The sequence below is a fragment of the Tumebacillus flagellatus genome (assembly GCF_000714935.1).
Taxonomy (GTDB): domain Bacteria; phylum Bacillota; class Bacilli; order Tumebacillales; family Tumebacillaceae; genus Tumebacillus; species Tumebacillus flagellatus.
Genome location: NZ_JMIR01000016.1, coordinates 1 through 21,160 on the forward strand (window position 1 = coordinate 1; position 21,160 = coordinate 21,160).

Below are 21,160 nucleotides of genomic sequence, written 5' to 3' on the forward strand. Positions count from 1 at the left end.
GGGTAGAGCATCGCCTTGCCAAGGCGAGGGTCGCGGGTTCGAATCCCGTCTTCCGCTCCATTTCATTTGGTGGCATAGCCAAGTGGTAAGGCAAAGGTCTGCAAAACCTTCACTCCCCGGTTCAAATCCGGGTGCCACCTCCAACTGCAACAGCAAGATCGGATGCTAACCATCCGGTTTTTTTTATTGCGATTTTTTATACAAACATGGATTGTCAAAGTTCTTCGATTGTGATATTCTGAATACTGTCCTCGCGGGTGTGGTGGAATGGCAGACACAACAGACTTAAAATCTGTCGGGGTTTCCCCGTGCCGGTTCGAGTCCGGCTACCCGCACCAACCTACTAAGAGCAGTACCATGAGAAAGCACCTCTTCCACGCCTTGGGAGAGGTGCTTTTTTCATTATGGCACGATCTGAACTTTGGTGCCGACCCCCACGCGGGAGGCGAGATTGACGACGTCTTTGTTGTGCATGCGGATGCAGCCGTGCGAGACGTATTTGCCGATCGAAGCCTCGTTGTTGGTGCCGTGGATGCCGTATCCTTTTCTGGAGAGACCCATCCAGTAGTCGCCGTAGACGGTGCGCGGGCCGCCGGGGCGACGGCCGGGGTTGGGTACTTTGCTGACGATCGTGAACGAGCCGGTCGGTGTGCGCGTGGCGATTTTGCCGACACCGATAGGGTAGGTGCGCACGACTTTGCCGTTGGAAAGCAAGCTCAATTGGCGCTTGGAGAGTGAGATGCGGATGGAGTTCGCCATGCGGGCTGCCCCCTTTTTGCACAGCGTATGCGCGTTTGCCTGCGGGCGGAACCTATGCTACAATTTGGAAAGACTATCAAGAGAGGGCGGATTTTCCAGTGCCGAAATTGGGAGCCAACGTTTCGATTGCCAAACACGGACTGCTCGCAGCCGTTCAAGAGTCGATCGGCTACGAAGCGGACACTTATATGATCTACACCCGTTCCAACCGCGGCGGCAAAGCGCGCGACATCACGCTGTTCAACCGCGAGAAAGCGTACGAGTTGATGAAGGAACACAACTTGAGCGATCCGGTCGTGCACGCGCCGTACCTGATCAACCTCGCATCCAATAAGGAAGAGACGTTCGAGTACGGCGTGAACACGCTGCGTGAAGACATTGAGCGGACCACCTACTTGGGCATCAAGCACCTCGTCTTCCATCCGGGCTCGCATACGGGCTCCGGCATCGAATACGGCGTGAAGCGCATCGCCGAAGGTCTCGACCTCGTGTTGACCGGCGACGAGACGGTCAACGTCTGCTTGGAGCTGATGGCGGGTGACGGGTCGAAAGTCGGGTCGAACTTTGAAGAGTTGGCGGAGATCATTTCGCTTGTCAAACACAAGGACAAGCTCGGCGTCTGTTTGGACACCTGCCACCTCTACTCGGCAGGCTACGACATTGTCAACGATTTTGACAGCGTCATGCAGCGGTTTGACGACATCGTCGGTCTCGACCGCTTGAAAGTGTGGCACATCAACGACTCCAAGACCGAGTTCAACTCGCGCAAGGACCGCCACGCCAACATCGGAGAAGGCTCGATCGGAGGCGACGCCATCAAACGGATCGTCCACCATGAACTCGCCAAGGATCTCCCGCTGATCTTGGAAACACCGGAAGGAAAGTACAAAGAAGAGATCGCGTTTTTGCGCGGCTGATCTCTTGCAACGCTTCAAGAAATGGACCTGCCCCTGCGGCGGGTCTTTTACTTTTCTGCCATCTATTGCTCAGACTGCAAGACTTCGCGCCCACAAACAATACTCACGTGGGTTTGAATCTTGTATCTGAGGTGATAGAGATGAACAATCGGAAGAACAAACGCATGGCTTTGGCACTTGTCGCCCTGTTCACCTTAATGCCGCTGCCGGGCGCCATCAACGCGATGGCGTCGGACCAAGAGGCGCTTCCCGCCGCCGGGTATTCGGCTGTTCCGCGCGCGGGCGTCGTGATCAACGGCGTCACCAAGACGGCGATCTCCCCGGTGTTGGTCAAGGGTCTCTACTATGTGCCGTTTAAAGATATCGCGCACATCTTGGACTACGACTCCATCTCCTACAACCAAAAAACCAAAACGTATGCCGCGACGGACGGGTCCGTCACCGTGCGCGTCTCCATTGGCGGCACCCATGCGATGAAAGGGGACGAGCGCGTCAACATCCACGCGCCGCAGTTCCTGAACGGCACCGCCTATCTCTCCCTCGATGCGGTGAGTTCCGTGTTCAACGTTTTTGCGTACTTCAACGCACCGGACGGGTCGGTTCGCATCCAGATGCCGGCGACCCGCTACAAAGTGCTTGCCGGCGATTCGTTGTTCAAGATCGCCCAGGCGCATCACACGACGGCCACGGCGGTACGCGCAGCCAACGGCTTGAAAACCGACGAAATCATGCCGGGTCAAATCTTGACGCTCCCGGCGGAAGTGCTCAAGCGCGAGATGGAGCCGACCAGCGCGACTCCGGCGCAGCAGGACCCGTCGGTGATCGTCGACCCGAACGCCCAAGACCCGTCGCAAACGCAAACGGCAACGCCGACTGCGACCCAATCCGCGACGGCAGCCAAAAAAGCCCAAGCGATCATCGCACTCGGCAAGAAATACATGGGCGTGCCGTACAAATTCGGGGCAAATTCCAATGATGCGCCGCGCTTGATGGACTGCTCGTCGTTCATGCAGTACATCTTCGGCCAAAACGGCATCACCTTGCCGCGCGACTCCCGCCAGCAATCGGCGTTGGGGACCCGCGTGACGAAAACGCAGCTGCAACCGGGCGACCTGATGTTCTTCAAGTATCCGGAACGCTATTCGGACGGTCGGGTCGGGCACGTCGGGGTGTACATGGGCAACAACCAGATTCTGCACACCATCCCGCGCACCGGCGTCACCGTTTCGAAGTTCACCGGCTACTGGTCGACAAACTTCCTGTACGGCAAACGGGTGATTCGTTAAAAGAATTCTAGAGTATTCGTCAAATGGCGTTGCCAAGCCCTCCAACCCTGTGCTATAATTTCGTTTGTGACATCAAGGCGGTCCGCTGTTCGGTGACCTTTTATGGCCCGTGATATGAACGCCTGCAGGGAGGAGGTAATACCATGAACCAAAACCTTTTGGCTCAAATCACTGCGGAACAAATCCGCTCGGATATCCCGGCTTTCAAAGCAGGCGACACCGTTCGCGTGCACGTTAAAGTCAAAGAGGGTAACCGTGAACGTATCCAGGTCTTCGAAGGCGTTGTGATCAAGCGTCGTGGCGGTGGCATCTCTGCTACCTACACCGTTCGTAAGGTCTCCTACGGCGTCGGCGTAGAGCGTACTTTCCCGCTCCACTCCCCGAAGATCGAGAAGATCGAAGTGATGCGCCGTGGCCGCGTACGTCGTGCGAAACTGTACTACCTGCGCAACCTCACCGGTAAAGCTGCGCGTATCCGCGAAATCCGCTAATTTCAGCAAAGACCAGGGACTTGTATTCGCTACAAGTCCCTTCTTTGTATCTGTCACTGGGCAGGAGGGCACGCTATATGAGCGAGAGAGTCCAAGAGACGTCGGCCGGAACTCCCGGCAAGAAACGAAACGAGTCGTGGGAGTGGATCAAGTCCCTCGTCATCGCGTTCGTCTTGGCGCTGATCATTCGTCAATTCCTGTTCGCCATCTTCATGGTGGACGGACAGTCGATGGTGCCGACCTTGCAAGACCGGGAACGGCTGGTCGTCAACAAGTTGGTCTATCACTTACATAAGCCTGAGTACAACGACATCGTCGTCTTCAAATACCCCTCCGACGAAACCAAGGACTTTATCAAGCGTGTCATCGGCCTGCCGGGAGACCGGATTGAAGTGCGGGATTTCAAAGTCTTCCGCAACGGGCAGGAGCTCGACGAACCGTACATCGCCGAACCGACCGCCCCGAACGGCAACGTGTACACCGTCCCGGACGGCACGATTTTCGTGATGGGCGACAACCGCAACAACTCCAAGGACAGCCGGGACCCGCAAGTCGGCTATGTCAAGGATCAGGAGATCATCGGACGAGCCGAGTTCGTCTGGTGGCCGTTCGCAGACATCCGCAACATCTAATGACAGCAAGGGAGGACGATTCATGACCATTCAATGGTTCCCCGGCCATATGGCAAAAGCACGCCGGGAAGTCACCGAGAAGCTGAAACTGGTCGACATCGTCATGGAATTGGTGGACGCACGGCTCCCGCTTTCGAGCCGCAATCCGATGATGGACGAAATTGTGCAGCACAAACCCCGTCTGGTGCTTTTGAACAAAGCGGACCTCGCCGATCCGCGCGTCACCGACCAATGGGTGAAGTATTTCCGCGCACAGGGGCTTGACGCGCTGCCGATCAACGCGATCAAGGGCGAAGGTCTGCCCAAGGCCGCAGCGGAAGCGAAGCGTCTGTTTGCTCCGAAGCTCGAAGCGATGGCGAAGAAGGGTATCCGCCCGCGCGCAACCCGCGCGATGATCTTGGGCATCCCGAACGTCGGCAAGTCGTCGCTGATCAACCGCATGGCGAAGAAAACCATTGCCAAGACCGGCGACCGACCGGGCGTTACGCAAGATCAACAATGGATCAAAGTCGGCAAGGACTTCGAACTGCTCGACACGCCGGGGATTCTTTGGCCGAAGTTTGAAGACCAGAGAGTCGGCTTGCGACTCGCCGCCACCGGCGCGATCAAGGAGGAAATCCTCGACACCGAACCGGTTGCTATCTACATTGTACAACTGATGAACGAGCGGTATCGCGGCGTTTTGGAAAGTCGCTACAACCTCGAATCGCTTCCGGACGATCCGCGGGAAGCGATTGAGACGATTGGACGCAAGCGCGGCTTCCTGCGCCAAGGCAACGTCGTGGACATGGAAGCGACGTGGAAACTCTTGATCCGCGAGTTTCGAGGCGGGCAGTTCGGACGCCTCTCGCTGGAGAGCCCGAGCGAACTGGAAGCGGAAGAAGCAGTGGAAACCGAGGAAGAGATTCAGCAAGAAGCGGCAGTGCCGGAAGAAACCACCGTGGAGTAACACGGTGGTTTTTTGCTTGGATCTACAGGATTCGACTGGCGGGCTGGCGAATGGAATAGGGATAGAAACAGAGGGGAGTCTGCCCATGCCGCGCAAATCGATTGACTTTCAAACCATGACCGTGGGAGACGTGCGGGACTGGCTTGCCAACAACACCCCCACCTCCCGTCAGATCAAAACCATCCAAAGCGACGAGCGCGCCGGAGTTCGCAAATTGATCGAAACCTACCTCCGGGAACAAAAACGCCTCGCCGACGCAGCACTGTTTCGCGAACGCATGTGGAGCTATGAGCGCATGTCCCGGGAAGCAGGATATGAACGGATCGCCGGGATCGACGAAGCCGGACGCGGCCCGCTGGCAGGACCCGTCGTGGCGGCGGCGGTGATCTTGCCCGACGGCATCGACTTGCCGGGGCTGAACGATTCGAAACAAGTGAAGGAAGACGTCCGCGAACGACTCTACGACCTGATCCGTGCGGGTGCGGTGGCGTATGGAGTCGGCATCGTGGATGTGGACTATATAGATGAACATAACATTCTGCAAGGAACGTTTGAAGCGGCTCGCCGAGCGTTGGCGGCGATGGAACAACAGTTTGCCGTCGCGCCGGACTATTTGTTGACCGACTGCTTGAAGATTCCCGGCGTGAAACAGCCGTATGAAGCGATTGTGAAGGGAGACGCCTCGTCGTTTTCCATCGCCGCCGCTTCGATCCTCGCCAAAGTGACGCGAGACCGCTTGATGGTCGACTATGCCGCTCAGTATCCGCAGTACGGATTCGAGCGCAACAAAGGATACGGAAGCCCCGACCACATGGCGGCGTTGGAAGAGCACGGACCGTGCCCGCTGCATCGCACGTCGTTTGCCCCGGTTGGCAAGAAACTGCAAGTGCAGGGGTCGCTGTTTGAAGAGTTTGAGATGAAGTTGTAGTCAAAGGAGGAGAACGGGATGCGCATCACCACCGGGCAGATGGCGAAGATCGTCATGCAGACGCTCCAAGGAGCCAAGGACGCAGGCGGACAACTGGAACTGAAGGTCGGAACCGTCGTGCGGGCGACACTGATGGAGTTTTTGGGAAACAGCAAATCGGACGCATGGCTGATGATCGGCAACACCAAGGTGCGGGCGCAAGTGGAGGCGCACTTGCAACCGGGCGATCAACTTGACCTCTTGGTGACAGGAGAGCAGATGCGCGGCGCGATGGAGTTGAAACTGGTCGGGCAACCGGTGCGCGGGGACGGGGGGAAGACCCTGCAGATGGATCTTGCCGCGATCTTGAACGCGTTGCAGCTTCCGGACGGAGACGAGATGAAAGCGGTGGTGCAGGAGTTTGTGTCGCGAAATCTGCCGCTCAACACGGACACGTTGAAGCAGGCGGGGCAAGTGTTGAAGTCGCTTGGCACCGCTGCGACCCCCGCGCAAGTTGCCACGCTTGGCAAGATGGCGGAGCTGGGCATCCCGATCTCGCCCGCGACTTTTCAAGCGCTGGACGCCCTCGACAACGGGCCGAAACTGCATGAACTGCTGACCCACATCGGCAACGCGCTGGACGCTCTGCTTCCCGATACGGAAGAGTCATCCGCACCCGCGAACGCCTCGACACAACCGCAAACGCCCGCTTCTCAAACCTCTCTCTCGGAGAAAATGAACTCATCCGCCGCGCAGACGGCAGGGGGAGCAGCGCCGAACACGCAAGCCTCCGCTTCTGCAACAGAACCGGCAGCAGGGGCGGTGCCGAACACACAAATCTCCCGTCCCGAAACGCAAGCGGCAGGAGGCTCTGCATCCAAAGCTCAGCCTTCCGCACCTGCAACGGCGGCGGACTCCCAGCAAGCTCCGTCGGCGCGAACCGCTCCCGCTGCCGGTGAATCCGCGACCGTTGCAGGCTTAGCAAACACCGCACCGGAGTCTTCCGCCGACCACTCATCCGGAGGGCGACCCGTTTCTTTTTTCCCGGAAAATAAGATGATTCGACCGCTCCCGACACCGTCCGGCGGCAATGCTGTCGAAGCCAAACTTCCGCTTTCCGACTCTGCTCAAGACGCTTTGAAGCAGTTGGCGAAAGCGGTGCGCGACCTCGCGTCTGACCCCGATGCCACCGCAGATTCCTTGCGCGACAAAGCCAAGCAACTCGGTCTCGCGCTGGAAGAGCGTCTCGGCGCGGCCCTGCGCCGTCTGCCGTCCGACAGCGACGCGCCCGCCGTGCATGACGCGCTACAGAATGCGTTGGGGAGTTTGGAGAGCGAAACGCAAGGCCCAAGCCTCAAGGAAGCGCTCCTCAACGTGCAACGTTCCGCCGCCGACCTCGCCGCTGCCGGGCACGCTGCCCTCACGGACGATGTGAGCACGCTGCTCAACAATTTGACCGGACAGCAACTGATGAACACGCCGGGGCAGACGCCGCAAAGGTCAGACCTTTTCTACCAATTCACCGCCGTGCCGATGCAAATGAACGGACGGGAGCAGACGGTGGAGTTGCATGTCATGTCGCGCAAGGGGCCGGGGCAGAAAAGCCTCGACCCGTCGAACTGCTATGTGCTGTTCTGTCTCGACATGCCCAACTTGGGCGAGTTGGACATTCACTTGCATATCGTCGACCGCGTAGTCGGCGTGCGCTTTGTTTCGCAAGACAAAGAAGCGGTGCACATCGAAGCGGCCGACCAACGAGACTTGCGTGACAAGTTGCAGAGTGTCGGCTTCCACCTCGGCGTGTTGAAAGTGGAAGAAAAACAACCTCCGCAGGACGGCAAAAAACTTCCGCTGTTGCCGCCGCTGTTGACGCAGAGCCGTTTGGATTTGCGAATGTAAGGGCAAGAAGGAGGAGGGACGCATGGCTCCAGACGACAAAAAACCGACGCCGCCGAAGAAAGCCGTCGCCTTGCAGTACGACAGCGAGCGCGATACCGCTCCGCGCATCGTCGCTTCGGGGCGGGGGGCAGTGGCGGAGAACATCTTGAACCTCGCGCAAGACGCCGGGGTGCCGATGCACGAAGACCGTGCGCTCGTCGAAACCCTTCTCGCGTTTGAAATCGGCAAAGAAATCCCCGCCGAACTCTACCAAGTCGTGGCGGAAGTCCTCGCTTTCGTGCAACGCCTTGACAAGCGGGAACGTTGACAAGTTTCCAGCCCCCCAAAAAACAACTTCCTACACAACTTCATACACAACTGAATAGAGGTGCCTCCCCATGACCAACCGACGACCCGAAACCCGCAAACAACTCGACCCGCGCGAGCAAACCGATGTTCGCAAGCAGCTCGCCGCTCGTGCGCATCACGGCTCTCGCAATCAGCCCGACCTCCGCAAGCAACTCGGAGATTTCGGCGAAGGCGTAGCTTCCGAATACCTCCTTCGCGGCGGCTACACCATTCTCGCCCGCAATTGGCGGCGGCGGGGAGGAGAGTTGGACATCGTGGCGACCGACGGCAGGGCGTTGGTGTTCGTCGAAGTCCGCACCCGCTCGACCCGCCATTTCGGCACCGCCGAAGAGTCGGTGGATTGGCGCAAACAGCGCCAAGTACGGAAGATGGCCTCCTGCTTTCTCTACGAAGGAGAAGCGGGGGAGAACGGGTATCGGGACATCCGCTTTGATGTCGTGACCGTCTATGTGGATCGTGACTCCGGAGAAGTCCGGAGCATCCGGCACCTCCCGCATGCGTTTTAGCCCAAAACCGCAAAAAAGACCGTGTTCCGCGCAGGAACCCGGTCTTTTTTGCGTGGTGGCTTTGACTTACTGCTTTTTCGCAAGTCCTTTGCCTTTGACATCGAACTCGTAGGAGCTTCCCTTGACCGCTTTCATCGACAGCTTGCCGTTGCCGTCCGCCGTGATCTTCATCGAGCCGGCTTTCTCCTTCGTTACGATCCGGTCTTCGGTGGTGGTGATACCGTCCGCATCGGTCGTTCTGACGATGATCACGCCTTGATCCGTGTCGCCCGCCAATTGACCTGCGTAGACTTGGACAAGTTGGCCGCCCTCTTGCTTTTGCCACATGTTGGTGATCGTCACGTCTTCCGAATGGAACGGCGGCGTGAACGAATCGAGAATGCCGGTCGGCAGTTGCTCGTGGTTGACCGGCTTGAGCGACGTGTCGGTCGATTTCGGAGCCGGTTTCGCGGCGTTTTCTTTCAACTTCGCGTAGTTGTCTTCAATCGCTTGCTTGGCGAGCGGAAGCGAGTCCATCGGAGCGCGGGAAGTTGCGCTCGCCGCAACCGCGGTGATGCCGAGTGCCAACACACCGAGCCCGAGCAACACCGCGACGCGCGAAGACTTTTTCTGCGTTTGTTTTTTCGAGGCTTGTTTCTTCATTGGATTGTCCCTCCTTCAGCGGTGGATTAAGCGCCGGTGCCCCAAGAAATGTCGGTCGACCAACGGACGGAACTTGCGGTGCGGGAATCGGAGTTGACTGCGTTGTACAACTGGGTCCAGCCTGCAGACGGGGTGTTGTCCGTGCCGCTGCAAGTGCCGGCACAAGCGTTATACTGTGTCATCGCGCCGGAGAACGTGATCTTGCCTTGGGAGTCGTTCAGATAGCCCCAGAGCGAGATTTGTTGCCACTGGGTGGCGTTCGTGCCGGTCGTGTTGTAGATTTCCGGAAGAGCAAAGCCTGCCGGAACCCCCCACGTCACGTAGTAGACATCGCCTTGCGTCCATCCGTTGTTGCAGGTTCCGCCTTGCGATTTCGGGCAGCCGCCGGCATCGCCGTAGTTATAGAGCCCGTATTGATGCGAGCCGTTGTAGCCGTTTGCCCACGCTTTGGTGGTCGAAGCGCTGTTCCAGGAAGTTTCCATGTCGCAGCCGCCTGCAGCGGAGATCCAGTTGGAGTATCCTTGGCTGGACAGCCAAGAGTTTGCGTTGTTCACCGCGACCGCCAGAGCGGCGCCGTGAGCGGACGTTACATAGGAACCGTAGTTGGAAGTGCCTGCGACGATGCGAACCGTGGACGGGTTGGAGCCCGTGCAGGTGTAGAAGCCCTTCGCGTAGTTTTCAACCGCGGAGGTGACGCCCGCCATGGAGATAAACCCGTTGCCGAACGTGGACATGCCTTGCACGCCGCCGGAGACGAGCGGTTGCCCGAAGTCGAGGACGACGATGTTGTCGTACGTCAGACCCGCGTTCTTGTCTTTCGTACCGAGGGAGCACCCCATGTTGTAGAACGTGTTGGTGTCCGTGTACGTGACATAATGACTGAGCGTGGAGGGCGGTGCGGATGCGGCAAACGATGCGTTCGCAAACCAAGGCGCGAACAAGAAGGCAAAAAGAGAAAAAATAACGAATGCTGCGGTCTTGCTGTTAAACCATTTACGCATGCTTGATACACCTTCCTTTCAATGTAATGGAAATGAATGTTTATGTAGTCATGTTACTAGATATTAGTTAATGTCGTCAACTAGATTTCATAAACCGTATTAAAAATAAATATCAAAACAAAATACTCTCCCCGTAAGAAAAAAGACCCCATCTGCACCGATGGAGTCCCGTCTGCCAACCTATTTTGTTTGTCTGTTTGCGAGCTCGCCGCCCGGCCGCAAGCGGGCCATGAGAATCTCATCCACAAACCGCCCCTGCGAAAAGTTCGCCCCGACTTTACGCCCCTCAACGACGAAGCCCACGCGTTCATACAGCTGCTGCGCCCGCGGGTTGTGGGACAGCACGCCGAGCTCCAACCGCTCCAAGCGCAACCAATTGTCGGCGAGGTCGATCACTTTTTTCAGCATCGCCGTGCCGACCCCTTGCCCGTGCGCGGCGGTGTCAACGAACAAGTAGAGGTATCCGATGTGCGCGCGCCGCCCTTGGAATACCGACAGCCCGATATGTCCGACCACGCGCCCGTCGATCTCCGCAACAAACTGATGGCTGTTAGGTTGCGGCTTTGCAAACTGCTCTTGCACCGTCTCCAGCCGCATGCTCGGTGTATACAGCACATACGGCAACACGTCATCCTGCAACCCGATCTCCCAAATTCGCTCCGCATCGCTCGCCCGCACAGGCCGAATGTGAATCTTGTTGTCCATCACGTCACGTCCTCCCCGAATCTTTCCTCTCTCATACATTCTACAGGAGTTTGGACAACAGTGGAATTCCCAACAAGTTCTGTAGTATACTACTAGGGATAAGACAAGTAGGGGGCTAACTCTCAATGGCAACAACTCTTATAGCAATTGGTACCTTTATTGTAGGTCTGGTGTTGGGCGCGCTCGGCGGCGTCTACTACCTGCGCAACAAGATGCAGAACATGACGATGTCCGACTCGGAGATCGCAGCGATGGCGAAGGGCATGGGCATGAACCTTAACCAGAAGCAATTGGCACAGATTCAGCGCCGCATGAAGAACGCGCAATCCAACCAATCCAAGACCAAAGCCAACGCCAAGAAACAACCGACCAAATCTCCGAAAAAATAAAGCAAAACGGCATGCCTGCGCCTGTGCAGACATGCCGTTTTTTCATTCCTCATATAGATAGGGGAAAGGAGGGATGCTCGGATGAAAATCGGGTCCCCGCTGTGGAAGTTCAAGACGCGCCTGCGCCGCAATCCGCGGCTGCTGCTCGCCCCGCTCCTCTTGCTGCTCGTGCTCTTGCTCGGCAGTTTCGCTGTCAAAGCTGCCCACGGCCTCGCCGCAGCCGCCGCGATGCTCTGGATCACCGTGGGCGTTGCCGTCGGTTTTTTGCTCGGACGCATCACCACACCCAAACCTTTTCCACGCAAAAAAACTCGCTAGTCACACGCCCAGCGAGTTTTTGGATACGGTTTGCTGTTGGTCTTTCAGATACTCCTGCAAAGGCACGATGCGGTAGCCGTCGCGCGCAAGATCGTCCAAGATGCGCGGCAGAGACTTCACGGTCAGCGTTCGGTCGAGTTCGCCGTCGTGAGCGAGCAAGATCCCGCCGTGTCGTTCGTGAATCAGCTTTATCACACGCTGTTCCACTTGTTCCGGCGTGGTCGTCGTGTGGTTTTCCACGCAGACGTTCCAGAGGATCAACTGCTTGTCCAACTGTTCGGTGGAGTTGAGAATCGCGGGCGACACATTGCCGCGCGGCGGGCGGAAGAAGTGGGGGACGGGAAAGCTCGGGCCGAGTACAGAGGTCAGTGCGGCATCGCCGCCTTGCAATTCCGCCGTGACGCCGCCCGGTTTCATCGTTTCCAAGTGCGGGTGAGTCAGGGTATGGTTGGCGATGGTGTGACCGTCTTGTTCAATTTGCTTGACCAAATCCGGATGTTCCAACGCGTTTTTGCCAACGATAAAAAACGTCGCTTGCAGGTGGCGTTTTTTCAGCATATCCAAAATCTTCGGGGTAAAGCGCGGGTCGGGCCCGTCGTCAAACGTCAGCGTGACCGTCTGAGGGGGAACGACCGAGACGGTCGGTTCCACAGCCGCCACCGCTTTGGGGTGAGCAGGGAGCAGAACGACCACAGGAAGCAGCGCAGACAACAACAAGAACCATTTGCGCATGAGGCATTCTCCTCTCTCTGGCACTCAAATCTTCTTCCTTAGAATACGACTTTTCGGGGAGTCTCCGCAACGCACAAATCTTGTTAAGCCGACCGTTCGTTTCATCCTCTCACAAAGTCGGATGGCGGTCCAACGAACGATACTGCACCGCTTCCGCCACATGCGCTTCTTCCACCGCCGCGCTCCCCGCCAGATCGGCGATCGTCCGCGCCACTTTCAAGACGCGTTCATACGCTCTGGCCGACAGCCCGAGCACGTCAAACGACTTCTCCAACAACGACCGCGCATCTGGCCCCAACTCGCAAAAAAAGCGCGTATCGCTCGACGACATCGAGGCGTTGTAAGGCGAAGTTCGATCGGGAAAACGCTTCGCCTGCACGTCCCGCGCCATCAATACCCGCGCGCCGATGTCGCGGGAGGACGGCTCTTGCGTCTGATTCACGATGTCTTGGTACGTCACGCGCGGCACTTCAATATGCAGATCGATTCGATCCAACAGCGGACCGGAGATTTTGCTTTGGTACTTCGCGATCTGCACCGGCGTGCAGGAGCAGGTCTTGTAATCCGACCCGTAGTACCCGCACGGGCAGGGATTCATCGCCGCCACCAGCAAAAAACGGCTGGGAAACGTATAGGTCGCCTGCGTCCGCGAGATCGTCACCTGCGCGTCTTCGAGCGGTTGGCGCAACATCTCCAACACCGACTTGCGAAACTCCGGCAACTCATCGAGAAACAGCACGCCGCCGTGCGCCAAACTCACTTCGCCAGGTCTTGGAATCGTGCCGCCGCCGATCAAGCCGCCGCTTGAGATCGTGTGGTGCGGCGTGCGAAACGGCCGGGTCTGCATCAAGCCGCCGTTGGCCGTCCGCAAACCCGCCACGCTGTGCACTTGCGTCACTTGAAGCGACTCTCTCGCCGTCAGCGGGGGCAGGATCGTCGGCACCCGCTTCGCCAACATCGTCTTGCCGCTGCCCGGCGGCCCGATCAGGAGGATGTTGTGATTGCCGGCCGCGGCGATCTCGAGCGCCCGTTTCACATGCGGTTGGCCTTTGATCTCGGAAAAATCCTCACGGCCCGACGGGAGGGCAGGTTCTGCCGAATCGTGCGGGCGGACGGGGGGAAGTTCTTTTTTTCCCATGAGCCAGAGCACGACGTCTCGCAGCGATTCGGCACCGATCACTTGCAACCCGCTGACGAGCGCCGCTTCTTGCGCACAGGAAGCGGGGGCGACCAGCGTGTAAAACCCGTGTTCCCGAGCGCCGAGCGCCAGAGATAACAGCCCGCGCACGGAGCGAAGCGTTCCGTCGAGCGCCAATTCGCCGACAAGTGCGACACCGTTGAGCCGTTGCGGGGGAATTTGCTCTTCGGCGACGAGGATGCCGAGCGCCAACCCTAAATCAAAGCCGGAACCCTCCTTGCGCAGATGCGCGGGCGCCAAATTGGCGGTGATGCGTTTCTGTGGAAACTCCAACCCGCAATTGCGCATCGCCGCCCGCACCCGGTCTTTCGCTTCCCGTACCGAGTGTCCCGGCAACCCGACGATCTCAAAACCAGGCAACCCTTGCGCTAAGTCGATTTCCACTTGCACGACGACACCTTGCAAGCCATACAAAGCCAACGTGTTTACTTGTGCATACATGTCTAAACCCCTCCTGCAACTGTGCAACCAGAAGTAAGAGATCCCGAAGGCTCTCTCGTGCAAAGGTCCACCCAAGGGCTTCTCCCGCACACGTATGGAATTTTTCGAGGGTTTTCGTCAAAAAAGAAAAGGGAATTGTACAGAATCGTCGACATCTGCATATGAATAGAAGGGTGAGGGATGAGGAGATTGGCACTGTGGAGATGTGTGACAATATTTCTACGATCCGAAAGAGCTTGTCGCACAAGTGGAGAGTTTCGTTTATAATGGAAGTAGAGTTATTTGTAAAGGAGGTGAAAGGGTTGGAATACGTGTGCCTCGACTGTGGTGGCTTCTTCGAGGGTGACGAAATCCGCCGATCCCAAAACCGATGCGAATCCTGTGAAGGTCTCAAATCGACAGAGGAACAAGGAGAGAGTCATGCTCAACGCGGCCTGTAAAACTGAAGACGAAGAGAAATCGTAAACGCCCCCGACGGTAAAAGTTGGGGGCGTTACGTTTTGTCCGAACGACATATGCTAGAGATACTTCGAAGCAAGGAGGAGGCCCGTCCATGTTCAAAGTCCAGTTGTACAACGATGCCTTCCACCACATGATGCAGCACGACAAGTCGATGGATGGCTTTTATCCGAAAAACAGCGCCATCGTCGAGAAGGAGATGTCGAGCGAGGAGTTTGACAACTTCTGCAAAAAGCACAATCTCGTCCCGTACAAAACCCACTTGCGCAACTACCATCACAACTACATCGCGGGGGATTTCAGCGAGATCTGATCTGTTGGTAGGACGAGAATTTTTTTAACTGCTCCATCAGCTCGTCATGCCAGGTTTGATCACCCATGCCCTTGGCGACGTTGATCAAGTCGAGCACCGAGTCGATCTGTTGCGGCACCACGCGGCGTCCGGTGCGAATCCGTTCATCTTCCGGATATTTGGAGAGCGCGTCTGCCACTTTGCTCTCGCCGACCGCGTCGCGCAACGACGTGACTTTCACGCGGTCCGTCTCGCAGTAGTGGGTGAGCATGATGTAGTCGAACTCCAAATCCGGCACGATGTGGCTCTTGTGACAAGTGGGGCAGACCAGCATCGGGACATCATGCACCAACACGCCGCCTTCCGAGTAGATGCTCCGAAGGAGTGCGACCATCGTCATTCCACAGCAAAAATCCTGTTGGTTCATCGGGCACCACCCTTTCCTGTAACAATAGGTAGACCTTTGTACCAATGTATCATATCGTCCCCCGCGTCACCAGCGGGGGTTTTTCCAGTGAGAGGAGAACTCCGGGGGCTCTTACAGTTCAGACGGCTTCACGAGGTTCTTGAACCCGAACGTCGCTTGCTCGCCCGGCTCTCTGTGGGCAACGAATTCGATCTTGACCACCGACTTGACGTTCAAGCACTCGCTGGACCCGTCGGGGACGAGCAGACGCACGGGGAAGCCTTTCTTGAGCTGCTTGTCGTCTTGTTGGAACAACAGCAAAGCGCTGTCCAGTTCGGAGAGCGGAATCGTCGCTTGAAATTCGTCGCTTGCGTGAAAGATCACGTGTGTGCACTCGCTGAGCGGTTTAACCATTTCGAGGAGCGAAGAAAACGGAGTTCCTTTTCCCGAGAACTGAGGTACAATAGGGTTTACATCCAATTGCGGACCGAGAACACCCTCTGTGAAGTCAGAATATTGCAAGTCGGCTTCACGTGTGACCAGACCGCGCACTTGAACGAGAAACTCGTGAGAAGTAGACATGAGAGGTTCACCTGCCAGTTCGTTTTGTCTTGAGGTGATTGTACAACATTGAAAGAAGGAAAGTCCATGCAACTTTGGAAACGAAACTTGATCGTCCTCTGGTTTGCCAACTTTACCGTCATGGCCGGGATGAGCTTGGTGATGCCCTTTTTGCCTCTCTACATAAAGGACTTGGGCGTCACCGATCCGGAGTCGTTGACCCGCTGGGCGGGATTGGTTTTTTCCGCCACGTTCATGGCTTCGGCGATCTTTGCCCCGATCTGGGGCGCGCTCTCTGACAAAACCGGGCGCAAAGTCATGCTGATCCGCTCCTCGCTTGGCATGGCGATCGTCATGTGCTTGATGGGCTTTACCACGGACGTGACGCAATTGTTCTTCTTGCGCCTCGCGATGGGCGTCGTCTCCGGCTTCATTCCGGCAGCCGTCTCGCTGATGGCGTCCAACACGCCGAAAGAGCATGTCGGCTACGCGCTCGGGACGCTGGCGACCGGCGGCGTTTCCGGTCAGATCATCGGCCCGCTGCTGGGCGGCGTGCTCGCCAACTTCCTCGGGTTCCGCCACGTGTTTCTCGTAACGTCTGGCATGCTCTTGATCGCCACGGGCATCGTGTTCGTGCTCGTGAAGGAAGAGTTCAAGAAACCGGAACCCAAACTGGCAACCGACACTCCGAAAAAAAGCCGCTTGAGCGGACTCGGTGCGGAATTGCGCTCGCTCAAACCCGTTTGGCCGATGTTTGTCGTGGCGTTTTTGATCACGTTCTCGATGATGATGATCGACCCGCTGATGTCGGTGTATGTTTCGCAATTGGCGCCGGCTTCGCAAAACGTCGCGTTGCTCGCCGGAATGGTCACCGCTTCGACGGGCGTTGCGAACATTCTGTTCTCGCCGCGCCTTGGCAGACTGGGCGACCGGATCGGGTACAAGCGCGTGCTGCTGCTTGCACTCTGCGGCGCGGCGCTGATGTACTTGCCGCAAGCGTTCGTCACGGCGCCGTGGCAGTTGATGATCTGCCGCTTCGGGCTCGGGATGTGCATGGGCGGCTTGATGCCGCAAGTGAACTCCCTCCTGCGCTCGGTGGCGCCGCTGGAGATGCAGGGGCGGATCTTCGGCTACAGCACGTCGGCGATGTTTATCGGCAACTTGTGCGGGCCGAACGTCGGCGGGTATATCGGCGGTCACTTCGGCATCTCGACGTTGTTCTTCGTCTCGTGCACGTTCTTGCTGGTCAACGCGATTTGGCTGCGCTTCGTCGTGCCGGACCCGCGCCGGGAATTGGCGCCAACGGCTTGACAAGCGGCGGGCGGAGAGAGAAAGTAAGGGGTGGAGAACTACCCCTTGTGATCGGAGGAAACACCCATGCGTCGTACTTGGACCCTCATCCTCGGAGCAGCCCTGCTCCTCGCCCTGCCCGGCTGTGCTCCCGGAAATCAATCCGGCACTGCCAGTCCCCAACAATCGAACCAGCAAACGCCGGCCACGTTTGACGATTTGTCGAACGCCACCCGTTTGGAGATGATCACCAAGCCGACGTCCGACCTGCCGAAGAACTGGGTCTTCCAAGACCAAGAAGCCAAGGACAAAGCCGCCATCCTCGTACCGGTGCTCAAAAGTGCCGCGAAGATGGACATCAAAGACCCGGTGAAAAGCGCGCCGGTCGTCACGTTTGTCGCGGATACCCCGAACGGCAAGCGCATCGTCAACCTCTTCGAAGACCGTTTCGAATACCACGGCACGTGGTACCAGCTCGACAACGCGCCGGAGAAGACCTACGGACCGATCAAACCGAAATAAGCCGAAATAAGAAAAAACGCCTCTCCACGCGTGTGGGGCGGCGTTTTTTTGCGCGCTGGTCCGTGAGGGAGGCGTTTGGGGGAAGCGTTGCTCCGTGCGGAGAGACGATTTTTTGCACTTTTTTTGCACTCTTGTTTTACGGCAGCTCTTTGAGTTTGGCCGTGATCGGCGCGCGGTCTTTCGGCGCGGGCGTGACTTCCGGGTAGCCGACCGGAATGAGGCCCACGACTTCAGTACCCGGTTCGACGCCGAGGAGCTCGCGGACTTTTTCCGAAAGGCCGGCGGAGGACCAGCCGGTTCCAACGCCTTCGGCGTGCGCCGCGAGCATGAAGTTTTGAAGGAAACAGGAGACGGCCGCGTAATGCTCGTCGCGGTCGACAGGGGTGCTGCCCGGCGTCGAGAGGACGGCGAGCAGGACAGGGGCGCCGCCGAAATTGTTTTTGTGCGGGATCTGCGCGCGGGTTTCCGGGCCGATCCAGAGAATTTCCCACGGTTCTGTCATCCGGTGGTTCGGCGCATAGGCGGCCGCTTGCAGCCACTCCAGCACTTTCTCGCGTGCAACGGGGTCGGGTTTGAAAAGCTTGACGTTGCGTCGGGTCATGATCGCGTCCATAACGTTCACAAGCGTTGCTCCTTCCTGCATTCAGGTACTCTTATATGATGTATTGTACATGATGACTCGTGCTTGTAGTAGCGGGTTTCCAGAGGTATGATAGGAGAGGAGTTTTTGTAAGGGAGGCTGTACGCATGGAGAAGGCTGCCGTTCGCGAGATGGTCGTTCAAAAAGTTTCCAAGGAACTCTATCTAGAGGAACAGTTCGTCTTGGACGTGATGGACGCGATGGAGAAGGAATTGGGCGATGAGTTGTACGGACGCGATACGATCGCGGAAGTCGTAGCCCGGATTCTGGACATCATGGACGACACGGACGAGAACTGGGAGAGCGACAAGTCCGGCTTGACGGACAAGGGAGTCAAGACGGTCAACCGGTAGTTGCGCATCCTGCGGGGATGATTTGGGCGGAAACCAGCATACTAAATACCATCTGTGACCATTCTTCGCGAAGGAGTGACCACTTCATGGCCAATGAGTATGCACTGCGCTGCACGATGTGCGGCAGTACGTCGGAAGTTGACGGAACAGCCGTCGAAGAGCTGAACCAAGCAAAGTTCACCGACGCGCCTGTCCATGTCTGCGAAGCGTGCAAAGCCCGTGTCCAATACGACAGCGAGCAGAAGTTTAAGTGAGTATTGCGACTATTTGGCCCCTGGCAGGAACGTGACGAATGAAGTCGAATATTAGGTTTTGGTGAATAACCGATCTTTTCGTATTTCGAAACGTATTTCGAAATGACGTAGAATGTGGAGGAGGAAGCGGAATGAACATTCACGAGTATCAAGGCAAAGCCGTCTTGAAAAAGTATGGCGTCGCTGTTCCGAATGGCCGTGTGGCTTTCACTGTAGATGAGGCAGTAGCAATCGCAGAAGAACTCGGCGGCAAAGGTGTAGTGAAAGCGCAAATCCATGCAGGCGGTCGCGGTAAGGCCGGCGGCGTTAAAGTTGCGAAAACTTTGGACGAAGTTCGTACATATGCGGAACAAATTTTGGGGATGACCCTCGTCACTCACCAAACCGGTCCGGAAGGCAAAGTTGTAAAACGCCTCTTGGTTGAAGAGCTGTCCGATATCAAGAAGGAATACTACATCGGCCTCGTCGTCGACCGCGCAACGCAGCGCGTCGTCATGATGGCGTCCGAAGAGGGCGGCACCGAGATCGAAGAAGTGGCAGCACACTCCCCGGAGAAGATCTTCAAAGAAGCGATCGACCCGGCTGTCGGCCTGTCCGCTTTCCAAGCGCGCAAACTGGCGTTTGCGATCAACATCCCGAAGGAACTCGTCGGCCAAGCCGTCAAGTTCATGCAGGCGCTGTACAACGCGTTTGTTGACAACGACTGCTCCATCGCCGAAATCAACCCGTTGGTTGTGACCGGCGACGGCAAAGTTGTCGCGCTCGACGCGAAGCTGAACTTCGACTCCAACGCGCTGTTCCGTCATGCGGACATCTTGGAAATGCGCGACATGGACGAAGAAGATCCGAAAGAAATCGAAGCTTCCAAGTTCGACCTGACCTACATCGCGCTTGACGGCACCATCGGTTGCATGGTCAACGGCGCAGGTCTGGCGATGGCGACGATGGACACCATCAACCACTTCGGCGGCACCCCGGCGAACTTCCTCGACGTAGGGGGCGGTGCGACCACCGAGAAAGTTACGGCAGCGTTCAAGATCATCTTGGCGGACCCGAACGTCAAGGGCATTCTCGTCAACATCTTCGGCGGCATCATGAAGTGCGACACCATCGCGGAAGGCGTTATCGCAGCTGCGAAAGAAGTGTCCCTTCGTCATCCGCTCGTCGTTCGTCTGGAAGGCACGAACGTCGAAAAAGGCAAGCAACTGCTCAACGAATCCGGTCTCGACATCGTCGCAGCGGACTCCTTGGCAGACGCAGCCAAGAAGATCGTCGAACTGGTGAAATAATTTCCGACCGAAGGAGGGTTTCCAATGTCGATTTTGATCAACAAAGACACAAAGGTTATGACCATCAACCTGCACGGTAAAACGGGCCGTTTCCACGCTCAAGGCGCTGTTGAGTACGGCACGCAGATGGTTGCAGGCGTAAACCCGGGCAAGGGCGGCACGGAAGTGGACGGCATCCCGGTATTTGACACCGTTCAAGAAGCGAAAGACAAAACCGGCGCGACCGTCGCGGTTGTCTACGTTCCGCCGGTCGGCGCAGCTGACTCCATCATGGAAGCGGTTGACGCAGATCTCGACCTCGTCATCTGCATCACCGAAGGCATCCCGGTTCTCGACATGGTGAAAGTGCGCCGTTACATGGAAGGCAAGCGCACCCGCCTGATCGGGCCGAACTGCCCGGGCGTCATCACGCCGGGCGAGTGCAAGATCGGCATCATGCCGGGCTATATCCATACCCCGGGCCGCGTGGGCGTCGTTTCCCGCTCCGGCACCTTGACCTACGAAGCTGTGTACCAGCTCACCGTTGAGAACATCGGCCAATCGACCGCTGTTGGTATCGGCGGCGACCCGGTCAACGGCACGAACTTCATCGACGTTCTGGAAATGTTCCAAAACGACCCGGACACCGACGCGATCATCATGATCGGCGAAATCGGCGGCACCGCGGAAGAAGAAGCGGCTGAGTGGATCAAAGCGAACTGCACCAAGCCGGTTGTCGGCTTTATCGCAGGCGCAACCGCACCTCCGGGCAAGCGCATGGGTCATGCCGGCGCAATCATCTCCGGCGGCAAAGGCACCGCGGCTGAGAAGATCGCTGCGATGCAAGCAGCAGGCATCAAAGTGGCTCCGACCCCGTCCGACCTCGGTTCCACCATGGTCGCCCTGCTCAAAGAAAAAGGCATGTACGAGCAAGTTCTCGTCAAAAAATAAGCAACACCGTCCAAAGGGGCTCCCGCAGAGGGAGCCTCTTTTGC

27 protein-coding genes and 2 tRNA genes are annotated in these 21,160 nt (G+C 57.4%); 20 read left to right on the top strand and 9 right to left on the bottom strand.

All coding sequences use genetic code 11. The annotated features are described in order from the left end of the window. Positions 1-68 precede the first annotated feature (68 nt). Positions 69-143, top strand: a tRNA-Cys gene (locus tag EL26_RS11755). 110 nt (positions 144-253) lie between these two features. Next, positions 254-338: transfer RNA gene (locus EL26_RS11760), tRNA-Leu, on the top strand. A gap of 64 nt (positions 339-402) precedes the next feature. Here the strand turns inward: EL26_RS11760 and EL26_RS11765 are convergent. Further along, the gene (locus EL26_RS11765; RefSeq protein WP_038088756.1) at positions 403-759 is read right to left on the bottom strand and encodes a L,D-transpeptidase; all 357 of its coding nucleotides are present in this window, start codon (positions 757-759) and stop codon (positions 403-405) included. A gap of 98 nt (positions 760-857) precedes the next feature. Here EL26_RS11765 and EL26_RS11770 point away from each other — a divergent pair, with 98 nt between their 5' ends. The 9 genes from EL26_RS11770 (at position 858) to EL26_RS11810 (ending at position 8,694) form a co-directional block, all read left to right on the top strand. Beyond that, positions 858-1,676, top strand: coding sequence for a deoxyribonuclease IV (locus EL26_RS11770; protein ID WP_038088758.1), 819 nt, complete (start codon positions 858-860; stop codon positions 1,674-1,676). Between the two features lie 140 nt (positions 1,677-1,816). Then, complete coding sequence (locus EL26_RS11775; RefSeq protein WP_038088763.1) at positions 1,817-2,962, top strand: C40 family peptidase; 1,146 nt, start codon at positions 1,817-1,819, stop codon at positions 2,960-2,962. Positions 2,963-3,105: 143 nt separating this feature from the next. Next, a complete protein-coding gene (rplS, locus tag EL26_RS11780) occupies positions 3,106-3,453 on the top strand; it encodes a 50S ribosomal protein L19 (protein ID WP_038088766.1) in 348 nt (115 codons plus the stop codon). 77 nt (positions 3,454-3,530) lie between these two features. Further along, positions 3,531-4,085 carry a signal peptidase I gene (gene lepB, locus EL26_RS11785; protein WP_052036288.1) on the top strand — a complete coding sequence of 185 codons (555 nt, stop codon included), beginning with the start codon at positions 3,531-3,533 and terminating at the stop codon, positions 4,083-4,085. Positions 4,086-4,107: 22 nt separating this feature from the next. After that, entirely contained in the window at positions 4,108-5,034 is a 927-nt protein-coding gene (gene ylqF, locus EL26_RS11790; RefSeq protein WP_052036289.1) for a ribosome biogenesis GTPase YlqF, read from the top strand. An 85-nt stretch (positions 5,035-5,119) separates the two neighbouring features. Further along, entirely contained in the window at positions 5,120-5,962 is an 843-nt protein-coding gene (locus tag EL26_RS11795; RefSeq protein WP_152559254.1) for a ribonuclease HII, read from the top strand. Positions 5,963-5,980: 18 nt separating this feature from the next. Continuing rightward, on the top strand, positions 5,981-7,840 hold the full coding sequence (locus tag EL26_RS11800; RefSeq protein ID WP_038088768.1) for a flagellar hook-length control protein FliK: 1,860 nt from the start codon (positions 5,981-5,983) through the stop codon (positions 7,838-7,840). A gap of 22 nt (positions 7,841-7,862) precedes the next feature. Then, entirely contained in the window at positions 7,863-8,147 is a 285-nt protein-coding gene (locus EL26_RS11805) for an EscU/YscU/HrcU family type III secretion system export apparatus switch protein (RefSeq protein ID WP_038088771.1), read from the top strand. Between the two features lie 70 nt (positions 8,148-8,217). After that, positions 8,218-8,694: a YraN family protein gene (locus EL26_RS11810; protein WP_081857152.1), complete on the top strand. Its 477-nt coding sequence runs from the start codon at positions 8,218-8,220 to the stop codon at positions 8,692-8,694. A 66-nt stretch (positions 8,695-8,760) separates the two neighbouring features. On the opposite strand, the gene EL26_RS11815 is transcribed toward EL26_RS11810, so the two are convergent. From EL26_RS11815 to EL26_RS11825, 3 genes are all read right to left on the bottom strand, one after another. Further along, positions 8,761-9,336 carry a hypothetical protein gene (locus EL26_RS11815; protein WP_038088775.1) on the bottom strand — a complete coding sequence of 192 codons (576 nt, stop codon included), beginning with the start codon at positions 9,334-9,336 and terminating at the stop codon, positions 8,761-8,763. A gap of 26 nt (positions 9,337-9,362) precedes the next feature. Next, complete coding sequence (locus tag EL26_RS23755; protein WP_052036290.1) at positions 9,363-10,337, bottom strand: hypothetical protein; 975 nt, start codon at positions 10,335-10,337, stop codon at positions 9,363-9,365. A gap of 180 nt (positions 10,338-10,517) precedes the next feature. Next, positions 10,518-11,042: a GNAT family N-acetyltransferase gene (locus EL26_RS11825; protein ID WP_038088777.1), complete on the bottom strand. Its 525-nt coding sequence runs from the start codon at positions 11,040-11,042 to the stop codon at positions 10,518-10,520. Positions 11,043-11,167: 125 nt separating this feature from the next. Here EL26_RS11825 and EL26_RS11830 point away from each other — a divergent pair, with 125 nt between their 5' ends. Continuing rightward, on the top strand, positions 11,168-11,431 hold the full coding sequence (locus EL26_RS11830; RefSeq protein WP_038088779.1) for a YneF family protein: 264 nt from the start codon (positions 11,168-11,170) through the stop codon (positions 11,429-11,431). An 81-nt stretch (positions 11,432-11,512) separates the two neighbouring features. Next, positions 11,513-11,749: a hypothetical protein gene (locus tag EL26_RS11835; RefSeq protein ID WP_038088781.1), complete on the top strand. Its 237-nt coding sequence runs from the start codon at positions 11,513-11,515 to the stop codon at positions 11,747-11,749. Here the strand turns inward: EL26_RS11835 and EL26_RS11840 are convergent, their stop codons facing one another. After that, entirely contained in the window at positions 11,750-12,481 is a 732-nt protein-coding gene (locus EL26_RS11840) for a polysaccharide deacetylase family protein (RefSeq protein ID WP_052036291.1), read from the bottom strand. 109 nt (positions 12,482-12,590) lie between these two features. Beyond that, positions 12,591-14,120 (bottom strand): YifB family Mg chelatase-like AAA ATPase, encoded by a 1,530-nt coding sequence (locus EL26_RS11845; protein ID WP_038088785.1) that lies wholly within the window; start codon positions 14,118-14,120, stop codon positions 12,591-12,593. 553 nt (positions 14,121-14,673) lie between these two features. Here EL26_RS11845 and EL26_RS11855 point away from each other — a divergent pair. Then, positions 14,674-14,892 (top strand): hypothetical protein, encoded by a 219-nt coding sequence (locus EL26_RS11855; protein ID WP_038088791.1) that lies wholly within the window; start codon positions 14,674-14,676, stop codon positions 14,890-14,892. Here EL26_RS11855 and EL26_RS11860 read toward each other — a convergent pair. Then, the gene (locus tag EL26_RS11860) at positions 14,879-15,298 is read right to left on the bottom strand and encodes a hypothetical protein (RefSeq protein WP_038088794.1); all 420 of its coding nucleotides are present in this window, start codon (positions 15,296-15,298) and stop codon (positions 14,879-14,881) included. The two genes, EL26_RS11855 and EL26_RS11860, sit on opposite strands and share 14 nt — an antisense overlap. A 111-nt stretch (positions 15,299-15,409) precedes the next feature. Then, positions 15,410-15,859, bottom strand: a complete 450-nt coding sequence (locus EL26_RS26460; protein ID WP_052036292.1) for a molybdopterin-dependent oxidoreductase — start codon at positions 15,857-15,859, stop codon at positions 15,410-15,412. A gap of 66 nt (positions 15,860-15,925) precedes the next feature. On the opposite strand from EL26_RS26460, the gene EL26_RS11870 reads away from it, so the two are divergent. After that, the gene (locus EL26_RS11870) at positions 15,926-17,149 is read left to right on the top strand and encodes an MFS transporter (RefSeq protein WP_038088797.1); all 1,224 of its coding nucleotides are present in this window, start codon (positions 15,926-15,928) and stop codon (positions 17,147-17,149) included. A gap of 66 nt (positions 17,150-17,215) precedes the next feature. Next, positions 17,216-17,650: a hypothetical protein gene (locus EL26_RS11875; protein ID WP_038088799.1), complete on the top strand. Its 435-nt coding sequence runs from the start codon at positions 17,216-17,218 to the stop codon at positions 17,648-17,650. 136 nt (positions 17,651-17,786) lie between these two features. Here the strand turns inward: EL26_RS11875 and EL26_RS11880 are convergent, their stop codons facing one another. Continuing rightward, positions 17,787-18,263 (bottom strand): nitroreductase family protein, encoded by a 477-nt coding sequence (locus EL26_RS11880; protein ID WP_338010856.1) that lies wholly within the window; start codon positions 18,261-18,263, stop codon positions 17,787-17,789. Between the two features lie 134 nt (positions 18,264-18,397). On the opposite strand from EL26_RS11880, the gene EL26_RS11885 reads away from it, so the two are divergent. The 4 genes from EL26_RS11885 to sucD all read left to right on the top strand — a co-directional run bounded on the left by EL26_RS11885 (position 18,398) and on the right by sucD (position 21,116). Further along, entirely contained in the window at positions 18,398-18,643 is a 246-nt protein-coding gene (locus EL26_RS11885) for a hypothetical protein (RefSeq protein WP_038088802.1), read from the top strand. 86 nt (positions 18,644-18,729) lie between these two features. After that, positions 18,730-18,897 carry an FmdB family zinc ribbon protein gene (locus tag EL26_RS25510; protein ID WP_161780716.1) on the top strand — a complete coding sequence of 56 codons (168 nt, stop codon included), beginning with the start codon at positions 18,730-18,732 and terminating at the stop codon, positions 18,895-18,897. A 131-nt stretch (positions 18,898-19,028) separates the two neighbouring features. After that, on the top strand, positions 19,029-20,186 hold the full coding sequence (gene sucC / locus EL26_RS11890; protein WP_038088805.1) for an ADP-forming succinate--CoA ligase subunit beta: 1,158 nt from the start codon (positions 19,029-19,031) through the stop codon (positions 20,184-20,186). A 24-nt stretch (positions 20,187-20,210) separates the two neighbouring features. Then, positions 20,211-21,116 carry a succinate--CoA ligase subunit alpha gene (gene sucD / locus EL26_RS11895; protein ID WP_038088808.1) on the top strand — a complete coding sequence of 302 codons (906 nt, stop codon included), beginning with the start codon at positions 20,211-20,213 and terminating at the stop codon, positions 21,114-21,116. Positions 21,117-21,160 lie beyond the last annotated feature (44 nt).